At 64.2% G+C, this 9,544-nt stretch carries 9 protein-coding genes and 1 pseudogene; 4 read left to right on the top strand and 6 right to left on the bottom strand.

The window, feature by feature from the left end; translation table 11 throughout:
- From EOA79_RS19980 to EOA79_RS19995, 4 genes and pseudogenes are all read right to left on the bottom strand, one after another.
- Positions 1-443, bottom strand: a pseudogene (locus EOA79_RS19980) (ABC transporter permease); the annotation flags it as partial.
- Between the two features lie 23 nt (positions 444-466).
- Positions 467-1,579 (bottom strand): ABC transporter substrate-binding protein, encoded by a 1,113-nt coding sequence (locus EOA79_RS19985; protein ID WP_095779108.1) that lies wholly within the window; start codon positions 1,577-1,579, stop codon positions 467-469.
- A gap of 68 nt (positions 1,580-1,647) precedes the next feature.
- Complete coding sequence (locus EOA79_RS19990; RefSeq protein WP_127334992.1) at positions 1,648-2,742, bottom strand: ABC transporter ATP-binding protein; 1,095 nt, start codon at positions 2,740-2,742, stop codon at positions 1,648-1,650.
- A 389-nt stretch (positions 2,743-3,131) separates the two neighbouring features.
- Positions 3,132-4,028, bottom strand: a complete 897-nt coding sequence (locus EOA79_RS19995) for a LysR substrate-binding domain-containing protein (RefSeq protein ID WP_066999260.1) — start codon at positions 4,026-4,028, stop codon at positions 3,132-3,134.
- Between the two features lie 82 nt (positions 4,029-4,110).
- On the opposite strand from EOA79_RS19995, the gene EOA79_RS20000 reads away from it, so the two are divergent.
- Entirely contained in the window at positions 4,111-5,697 is a 1,587-nt protein-coding gene (locus EOA79_RS20000; protein ID WP_095826399.1) for a peptidase M20, read from the top strand.
- A 32-nt stretch (positions 5,698-5,729) separates the two neighbouring features.
- A complete protein-coding gene (locus EOA79_RS20005) occupies positions 5,730-6,662 on the top strand; it encodes a dimethylarginine dimethylaminohydrolase family protein (RefSeq protein WP_067330684.1) in 933 nt (310 codons plus the stop codon).
- A 112-nt stretch (positions 6,663-6,774) separates the two neighbouring features.
- Here the strand turns inward: EOA79_RS20005 and EOA79_RS20010 are convergent, their stop codons facing one another.
- Positions 6,775-7,104: a hypothetical protein gene (locus tag EOA79_RS20010; protein ID WP_127334993.1), complete on the bottom strand. Its 330-nt coding sequence runs from the start codon at positions 7,102-7,104 to the stop codon at positions 6,775-6,777.
- Positions 7,105-7,326: 222 nt separating this feature from the next.
- Here EOA79_RS20010 and EOA79_RS20015 point away from each other — a divergent pair, with 222 nt between their 5' ends.
- Entirely contained in the window at positions 7,327-8,766 is a 1,440-nt protein-coding gene (locus EOA79_RS20015; protein WP_095826397.1) for an FAD-binding oxidoreductase, read from the top strand.
- A gap of 14 nt (positions 8,767-8,780) precedes the next feature.
- Here the strand turns inward: EOA79_RS20015 and EOA79_RS20020 are convergent, their stop codons facing one another.
- Positions 8,781-8,981, bottom strand: coding sequence for a hypothetical protein (locus tag EOA79_RS20020; RefSeq protein ID WP_095779104.1), 201 nt, complete (start codon positions 8,979-8,981; stop codon positions 8,781-8,783).
- A gap of 137 nt (positions 8,982-9,118) precedes the next feature.
- Between EOA79_RS20020 and EOA79_RS20025 the strand changes: the two genes are divergently transcribed.
- The gene (locus EOA79_RS20025) at positions 9,119-9,379 is read left to right on the top strand and encodes a hypothetical protein (protein ID WP_127334994.1); all 261 of its coding nucleotides are present in this window, start codon (positions 9,119-9,121) and stop codon (positions 9,377-9,379) included.
- Positions 9,380-9,544: the final 165 nt, after the last annotated feature.

Genomic DNA, 9,544 nt, shown 5'->3' on the forward strand with positions numbered 1-9,544 from the left:
CCGAGCTCGTTGCGCACGGGCGTCAGCGGCGCGGAGATGAAGCCGTACGATTGCAGCCAGGTGTTGACGAGGCCGCGGTTGGACAACAGCGCCACCCAGCCGAAGGCGCGCGTCAGCACCGAGATCCAGAACGGCACCAGGATGCAGAATTCCGCAAGCACGCGCTGCACCGGGCTGCCGCGCACCCAGACGACCGTGATCGCATAGGCGGCGGTGACGGAAACGATGGTGACGATCGCCGCGATGCGCAACGTGCGGACGAATACCGACTGCACCAGCGGATCACTGACCAGCGCGCCATATTGGCCGAGCCCGGGCGTCGGCAGGGTGAAGCTCCACTTCACCACGCCGAGGAAAGGCCAGGCATAGGCAAGGACGAGGAACAGGAGCAGCGGCGCCATCAACAGCGCCGCGCCCGTCCTGTCGGAGAGGGTGCCCCTCATGTCAGTTCAGCATCTCCGCCCGGTCAAGCCGAGATGATCTTGGTGTATTCGTCGAGCGCCGCGCCGTAGTTCTTGGCGTACCACTCCATGTCGAGCGGGATCTGCTTCTTCATGTTTTCCGGATCGACCGGGTTGATGCGCTTCTTGTCGGCCGGGATCAGCGCGTCGGCGGCCGGGTTGGCCGGACCCTGGCCGAGCTTGTCGAACATCACCAGTTCCTTCTGCGGATCCTGCGTGCTGGCGATGAACTTCATCGCAGCTTCCTTGCCGCCGGGATTGTTTTTCAGAACCGCGAGCGCGCCGGGCGAGATCAGGCCCTGGTCCCAGATGAACTTGATCTGGCCGCCCGAGTCCTGCTCGATCAGCGAGGCGCGCGTCGACCAGACGATCGCCATCGAAGCCTCGCCGTTGAGCAACACGCTCTGGCTTTCGGCGCCACCGCCCCAATAGGAGACGACGTTTTCCTTGAAGGCGGCGATCTTGTCATGCGCGCGCTTGAGGTCGAGCGGATAGAGCGAGGCGGGTGCCACGCCGTCGGCGAGCAGGGCGGCTTCCCAGCTCGACACGCCCCATTTGTAGAGCGAGCGCTTGCCGGGGAATTTCTTCACGTCGAAAAAGTCGGCCATGCCGGTCGGCGCATTGGAGCCGAACTTCTGCGAGTCGTAGGCGATCACGTAGGAGAAGAAATAGGTCGACGCGGCAAATTCCCAGCCGAAGCCCGGCCGCATCTTGCTCTTGTCGACGATCTTGTAGTCGATCGGCTCGAGCATGCCCTGGCCGCCCAGCGTAATGGCCGAGAACGGATCGACGTCGACCAGGTCCCAGGTCGGCGCGCCGCTCTTGAACTGCGCGGCGATCGCGCCCTCGGTCGGGCCCGAGCCGTCCATCTTCACCGGGATGCCGGTATCCTTGGTGAAGGCCTGGCCGTAGGCGGCGTCGTAAGCGGTGATGGCGTCGCCGCCCCAATTCACCAGCACCAGCCCCTTGGTCTCGGCTTGAGCATGGGTCGAGCGCAGCAGCATCGGCGTGCCGGCGAGCACGAGGCCTGCAAGCTGCGCGAATTGCCGGCGCGAGATCTCGCCGCGTTTTGCCCTCTCTGCGAGGGAGTCGATGGTCTGTTTCTTGGTCTCGTTCATGTCAGTTCCCCTTGTTTTAATTGATCTGATCCGGAAACCGGCGCGGCGAATTCACGCCGCTTCGGCGCTCATTGTCCTCCGTCCGGCAGGAGGAAGCCCTTTTCCGCCGGCCAGGTCAGCCAGACGGAATTGCCCTTGCTCAAAGCTGCCGCCGCCACCTCGTTCGGCACCGAGACGGTGACCTTCGCACCCTGGCGCGTGGTCAGGTCGAGCTTGGTCGCCGCACCCAGATAGGTCGAAGCGACAGCAGTGGCGGCGATGCCGTTTTCGCCGGCCGCTGCCTCCGGCGCGATCGACATGTGTTCCGGCCGGATTGCCAGGATAGCGTCGCCGCGGACCTTTTCTGCTTTGGAGCGCATGTTGACCGCCCGGTCCTCGCAGACACCGGTGGCGCCATTATCGGCGGGCTTGACGCCCTTCACGGGCAGCATGTTGATCTCGCCCAGGAACTCGGCGACGAAGCGGCTGGCCGGCCGGTCGTAGACCTCGTCCGGCCTGCCGACCTGCAAGAGCTTGCCGTGATTGAAAATGGCGACGCGCGAGGAAAGCGCCAGCGCCTCGCTCTGGTCGTGAGTGACGAAGACAAAGGTGGTGCCGGTCTCCTGGTGCAGCCGCTTCATCTCGGCCTGCATCTGGCCGCGCAGGCTCTTGTCCAGCGCCGAGAACGGCTCGTCGAGAAGCAGCACGCCCGGCTCGAACACCAGGGCGCGGGCGAGCGCCACGCGCTGCTGCTGGCCGCCGGAAAGCTGCGCCGGCAATTTCTTCTCGTGGCCTTTGAGACCGACGCGCTCGACCATCTCGCCGACACGGCTTTTGATCTCTGAAGCGGACTTCTTGCGTACCTTGAGCGGAAAGGCGATGTTCTGTTCCACGCTCATATGCGGGAACAAAGCATAGCCCTGGAACACCATGCCGGCGGCGCGCTGTTCGGCCGGCCGGTCGGTAATGTCGGTGCCGTCGCTGAAAAGCCTGCCCTCGCTCGGCTGCACGAAGCCGGCCAAGATCATCAGGAAGGTGGTTTTGCCGGAACCGGATGGCCCAAGCAGCGTCAGGAACTCGCCGCGGCCGATATCGAGCGTGAGATTGTCCAGCGCCCGGAACGAGCCGAAGCTCTTGCCTATCCCGTTCGCCTTGATCTCTGCGGCCCGGCCGGGTTGCTGCATCCTGCCTTCGTCCTCACGCTTGTTTCAAATCGTATGCACGGCGCGCGTTCACCGCAACCGAATAGTTTTCGTCTGTTCGGCAAATTTGATTCACGGATGGGCAGGTGGCGCGAGCGTCTCCCAAACTTGGGCGTTCGGCGGGCTCGCCAACCTTCGCGATTGGCGAAATCGTTCATGCCGTCGGCATTTCAGGGCGGAGCAAGGAGCGAAGCGACGCGCGCAGACCTGGTTGCCATGCCGTGACCTCTGGGAGCTGCAACGGTGCAGAATTCTGATCAAGCGTGCCTTTCGCGATCGCCACGGAATGGATCCTCGGGTCAAGCCCGGGGATGACGACCGGACGATTAGCACTCCGAGGGACATCCTAAGGCGTGCCGGCGTCCCCGCCTTCAATACTTCGCCAGCCTGCTTTCCAAAAGCTTCGCCCGCAGCCAGTCGCTGAAGGCATTGAGTACCGGGTGGCCCGCCTTGGCATGCTCGAAGACCAGATAGTAGGAGCGCGGCGAGGGTACCGTCGCTTCGAACGGCTTGACCAGCCGGCCCTCGCTCAGCGCCCGGCGGCCGGTCAGCTCGTCTCCCATGGCGATGCCCTGGCCGGCGATTGCCGCCGAGAAGACAAGGTTCATGTCGGAAAAGAAGATGCCGCCTTCGGTGTCGGGATTCTCCACCTTCGACAGCGCCAGCCAGCGCGCCCAGTCCTCGGTATCGCTGAGATGCAGCAGGTTGGCGCGCAGCACGTCGGCGGGCTTGGAAAAGCCGCCCACCTTGTTGAGCAACGTCGGGCTGCAGAGCGGGGTGAAGGAGACCTCGCAAAGCAGCTCCACCGCGCGGTTCGGCCAGTTGCCGACGCCGAAGGCGATGAAGGCGTCGGCCTCCGGATTGCTGACATCGTCGAGCCGCCGCGGCGTCAGCACCGAGAGCGCGACGTCCGGATACATCTGCTGGAACTCGCCGATATGGGTGCACAGGAACATCGAGGCGAAGCCCGGCGGACAGGAGATGCCGAAGGAGCCGCCGACGCCGGCGCCGCTGTTCTGCGTCCCCGCGTCGCCGAGCACGGTCAGCGCCTTCCTGACATCGGCGGCGTAGCGCTGGCCGCGCGGCGTCAGCGCCACGCCCTTGCCGATGCGCTGCAAGAGATCGAAGCCGAGGTCGCGTTCGAGCAGCCTCAGCTGATGCGAGACGGCGCTGCGGGTGAGGTGGAGTTCATCGGCCGCGCGCCAGACGCTGCCGTGACGAGCAAAACTGTCGAGGGCGCGAAGCGCCTGCGTGGAGGGTATGCGCAAGAGGCCTCAGGTGAACCGAATTTGCACGAGCCGGGAAAACATATCACTTTTTGAAGAGCCGCTTCACTGCTTTCTTTGCCGCATGGAGAAACCGGCGACGACATCAGCGCAGGAAACGGCACTGGCCTGCATCGACGGCATCCAGCCGCTCTTGTCGGCCTGGACGCGCACCATCTTCGACCTCGGCGAGACCGCCTGGCGCGAGTACCAGTCCGCAGCCTGGTATGTCGACCGGCTGAAGCGTGAAGGCTTTTCGGTGGAAGAGGGCTCGGGCGGCATGCCGACCGCCTTCTGCGCGCATTGGACGAATGGCGACGGACCGACGATCGGCATGTATGCCGAATACGACGCCGTGCCCGGCAACTGCCAGGATGCCGCGACGGTCAAGCAACCGCGGGCGGGGCTCAGCGTCGAGGCGGGTGGCCATACCGATCCGCACTCGGGCCTCGGCATTGGCAGCCTCGGCGGGCTGCTCGCCGCCAAGGCCGCGATGCAGCAGCATGGCATTCAAGGCACGCTGCGCTTCACTGGCGAGCCGGCAGAGAAGGTGAGGGGCTCGAAGCCGATCCATGCCGCCAAGGGCTATTATGACGGCCTTGCCGGCATGATCTCCTTTCATCCCTTCTATATGCTGCCGCTCTGCAACACCGCGCGCTGGGACACGCATTGCGGTGCGGCCTATGCGATGATCTACCGCTTCATTTGCGACGAGCCTCAGAACTGGGGCCGCGCAAGCGACGGCGCCCCGATCCCGCAGGCGCATTCCGCGGTCAGGGCGCCAGGTGCCAACGACGCGCTGATGATGATGTACATGGCTTCCAAGGCGCTGCGCGATTCCATGCTGGCGCACCAGGGCGGCTGGTCGATCAGCGAGGCGATCCTGACCGCGGGCCAGGCGACCGCTGACAATCTGCCGGCGGGCCTTGCCGAGATCCAGTACATGATCCGCGTGCCGACCATCGCCATGGCCGAGCAGGTGACCGCCGTGCTCGACCGAAACGCGGAAGCCGCCGCCAGGATGAGCGGCTCCCGCTACGAACGCCACTGGGTGTCGAAGTCGCGCCCGGGACTGGCCAACCACGCCATGGCCGGCATCACCTATGAAGCGCTCTCGACCGTCGGTCCGCCACAGTGGAACGAAGAGGCGAGGGCGATCGCCCGCGAGGTCCAGGTCAATGCTGGCGGCGAGGCGACCGAGAATCCGTTCATCGACGAGCTGGAGCGCCTTATCACGCCGCAGGAGGCCGAGGCGATCCTGCGGCGCGACCTGCCGCCCTCGCAGGTGAACTCGACCTCGGACGACTATACCGACATGAGCTGGCACGCGCCGACATCGCGCTTCTACGTCGCCCGCCCGGCGCTGCGCTCGGCCAATGGTCACGCCTATCCCGCTTGGGTGATGAATGCGTTGGGCGGCATTGCGGCCACCATCGACCCGATGGTCACCTGCGCCTCCAAGACCGTCGCGCTCACCGCGCTTCGCCTACTGGAAGACAAGGCGGCGCGCGATGCGGCCATGGACGAATTCGTCAGGCGAACCGGCGGCGGCGCCGGCGGCTCGAACTGGATCGCGCCGCTTTGTGACTACGAGCCGCCGACAAACTTCCGCTGGCCGGAATATGTCCACACCGCGCGCGGGCGCGACTGGTGGATACCGAGCAGCCAATGATCTCAGGCAGACCGACCCACGAGGAGAACACCATGACCGTCCATGACCGCATCGTCGCCGAGCCGTTCTCGCTGCAGCGCCGCAATCCCAATGGCGGCACCAAGCCGCTTACTGCCTGGGGCTTCGCCAACGAGACCGATGTTCTGACCGACGTGCTGCTCGGCTCGCCCAATTTCCTTCGCCATCTTTCGACCAGTTCGCTGTCCAGAAAGCATTTGCGCGAGGCGCCCTGCAACATCCAGATCGCCCAGGCGCAGCACAAGGACCTCGTCGCCGCTTACGAGCATTTCGGCGTCACCATCCATTGGCACGAGCCGACGCCGGAACTGCCGATGCAGGTCTATTCGCGCGACTCCAGCGTCATGACGCCCTACGGCGCGTTCATCACCGCAATGGCCAACTGGTGGCGGCGCGGCGAGAACTACGCCGCCATCCGCACCTATGAGAAGCTCGGCATCCCGATCTACGACATGGTGACCGCCGGCACCTTCGAGGGCGGCGACTTCAACGTCATCGAGGAAGGCGTGGTGCTGATCGGCTGCGGCGGCGCCCGCACGCAGGAGGAGGGAGCGCGCCAGGTGCAGGCCTGGTTCGACAAGGAAGGCTGGGAGACGCGCATCGCCTTCATCGACGAATACTACGTGCACATAGACCTGATGGTGGTGCCGATCGCCGAAAAGCTCACCGCCGTCTGCCTTGCCTGCACCGAGCCCGGCATCGTCGACTGGCTGAAGGGCAAGGGCCACGAGATCATCGACGTGCCCTTCCAGGATACGATGGCGCTCGGCTGCAACTTCATGTCGCTCGGCAAGGACAGGGTGATCGCGCCGACCTCGAGCAAGACGCTGATTGAAAAGCTGAAGGCACGTGGCTTCGAGGTGGCGGCCGTCGACATGAGTGAGATCTCCAAGACCGGCGGCGGCATTCACTGCATGGCGCAGGCGCTGAAGCGGGTGAAGGCATAGGAGCACGGCGCCGAAGCTGCCAATCTCCCCCTTGAGGGCCCTTGAGGGGGAGATCTCCAGCAGGACAGAAGGGGCGCGAAAGAGCTTCGATCTGTCCCGTTTCGCTCACTCTCTACGCTGCGCCGGTCCACTCAGCGTATCGCCTCTGGCCCATGCCGGCGAACAGCATAATCATCATGATGGTGAAGAAGAAGGCGATGCCGAGGTAGAAGAAATTCGCTATGGGCGAAATCTTCACATACCGCACCTGCTTGAACGGCACGCCGCTCGGCTTTGTCGCCGCCAGTCCGAGCCAGAAGAAGAGGGTGACGGCAACGAGCACGCCGATATAAGGATCCATCCAGTCCGGCACTCTGACGAAGCCGAAATTGAACGCAAACGCCCGGTTCGCTGACAATAGCAGCACAGACGATATCGAACAGGCAAACAACATGCGTTTCATGCGGCGTTCCCCTATATCCGCAGCGATAATCTCTCTTGATTGAAAGCCTGTTATTCCTGCCCGTCAAGATTGCTGGCAACGCGCGTGCCGTTCTTGCCAATCGTTTGTTGAGCAAGGCCCGCACGGCCGGCTCGCTGCCCGCGATAACTTGCGGGATGCCGAACATGAGCGCACACTAAAATTCGGGCGGAGGGGGCTCATCAACAAGAACGGGAGGAATTCATGAATGCCATGAGCTTCACTGCCCTTGAGGGCGGCAAGACCACGGTCGACGCCGCCGCCCTGGAAACGCTTTCGACGCAAATACGCGGCACGGTTCTGCGGGAGGGTGACGCCGGCTACGACGGCGCGCGCAGCATCTGGAATGACATGATCGACCGGCGGCCCGGGCTGATCGCGTGCTGCGTCGGCGCCTCCGATGTCGTTGCCGCGGTGAATTTCGCCCGTGAGAACGGACTTCTCGTCTCCGTGCGCGGCGGCGGTCATAACATTGCCGGCAGCGCCATCTGCGAGGGCGGCCTCGTCATCGATCTCTCCATGATGAAGTCTGTGCGGGTCGATGTCGCGGCGCGGCGCGCCTGGGTCGGACCCGGCGCCACGCTTGTCGATGTCGACCGCGAAACGCAGGCCTTCGGGCTGGCGCTGCCGACCGGCATCAACTCGACCACCGGCATCGCCGGCCTGACGCTGGGCGGCGGCTTCGGGTGGATCACCCGCAAATACGGGCTGACCATCGACAATCTCGTTTCCGCCGACGTGGTAACCGCGCACGGCAAGCTGCTGCGCGCCAGCGAGACCGAGAACGCGGACCTGTTCTGGGCGCTGCGCGGCGGCGGCGGCAATTTCGGCGTCGTCACGGGGTTCGAGTTCAAACTTCACCGGTTCGGGCCGCAAGTGCTGTCGGGCCTTGTGGTCCATCCCTTCGCCGATGCCGGGAAGGTGCTTCGGGAATACCGCGCCGCGCTCGAAACCGCTCCCGACGAACTGACCTGCTGGGTGGTCATGCGGCAGGCGCCGCCGCTGCCCTTCCTGCCGGCCGAATGGCACGGCAAGGAAGTGCTGGTGCTGGCCATGTGCTATTGCGGCGATATCGAGGCTGGCGAAAAGGCGACGCAAAAGCTCCGCGCCATCGGCACGCCGATCGCCGACGTCGTCGGTCCCAATCCGTTCACGGGCTGGCAGCAGGCCTTCGATCCGCTGCTCGCGCCTGGCGCCCGCAACTATTGGAAGAGCCATGACTTCACCGAGCTTTCCGACAGCGCGATCGAGATCACCACGACCGCGATATCCAGCCTTCCGGGTCCCGAATGCGAGATATTCTTCGGCCATGTCGGCGGCGTCGCTGGCCGCGTCCCGGCGGATGCGACGGCGTTTCCGCAGCGGAGCTCGCATTTCGTCATGAACGTTCACGCCCGCTGGCGCGAACCGGCCATGGACAAGGCCTGCATCGAATGGGCTCGAGACATCTATGAAGCATCAAAGCCTCATGCTGCCGGAACGGCCTATGTGAACTTCATGCCGGAGGATGAGATCGACCGTGTCGAAGCGGCCTATGGCGGCAATTATGGCCGGTTGCTCGAGATCAAGCAGCGCTACGACCCGCAGAACCTGTTCCGCATGAACCAGAACCTGCGTCCGAAGGAAGGACTGCGGGCCGCCTGACGGGGCAGCATGCCTCAGCCGCGCCGTCCCGACGCGTCTCGTTGACGAAGCCTTGAAGCCTGGAGCGCGTCGAGCCGTTGCTGGAGATGGCCGTTGAACACGATCATCTCCTTCAGCGCCTTCACCGGGTCGCCCTTGTGGCGGGCGATGAACCGCTCGGCGATTGCCTGAAGCGCCGCTTCCTCGCGGCTGTCGAGCCTGACGATGTGATCCATCTCGGGTGCTCCGCAGGTTTCCATTAGCATGTGAACAAAAAGGGAACAAAATTGTCAACGACGAATTGACTCAGCGAGGAACGGGTTCCTATTTTGTCAGCAGATGGGGCGGTTGCTCAGGATCACGGAGAGCCGCGTTGGGCAGACGGAAAAGCCGCTATGACAGATTGTTCCGGTCGGACGCGGAGGCGATCATTCGCGATGCGTTGGAACTGCGCCAGACCGTGCTGGCGGCGCAGCTCAATCTCAAGACCAACGGCGAAATGTACTGGCGGCTCAACGGGTTGGTGGAGAGGCTGCATGAGATGATGGGCGCGGTGGCGGGCAGGGACCTCGATTTCCGCGCCGCCTGGCTCGGCCTGCTGCCGCTGCCTGAGGATTATTCAGACCGGACATGAGAAATGGCCGGACCCATGGACAGCGTCGGCCGGGCGGCCAAGGCCAACATGCTGCTCATAGTCGAATGCCGCCACTGCTACCACGCCGGCCGCTTCAAGGCGAACGACGTGGCCAAGGTGGTCGGCTGGAACAAGCCGCTCGAAACCATCCGCTTCCGCTGCAAG

This window comes from Mesorhizobium sp. M1A.F.Ca.IN.020.03.2.1, assembly GCF_004023205.1.
Classification (GTDB): domain Bacteria; phylum Pseudomonadota; class Alphaproteobacteria; order Rhizobiales; family Rhizobiaceae; genus Mesorhizobium.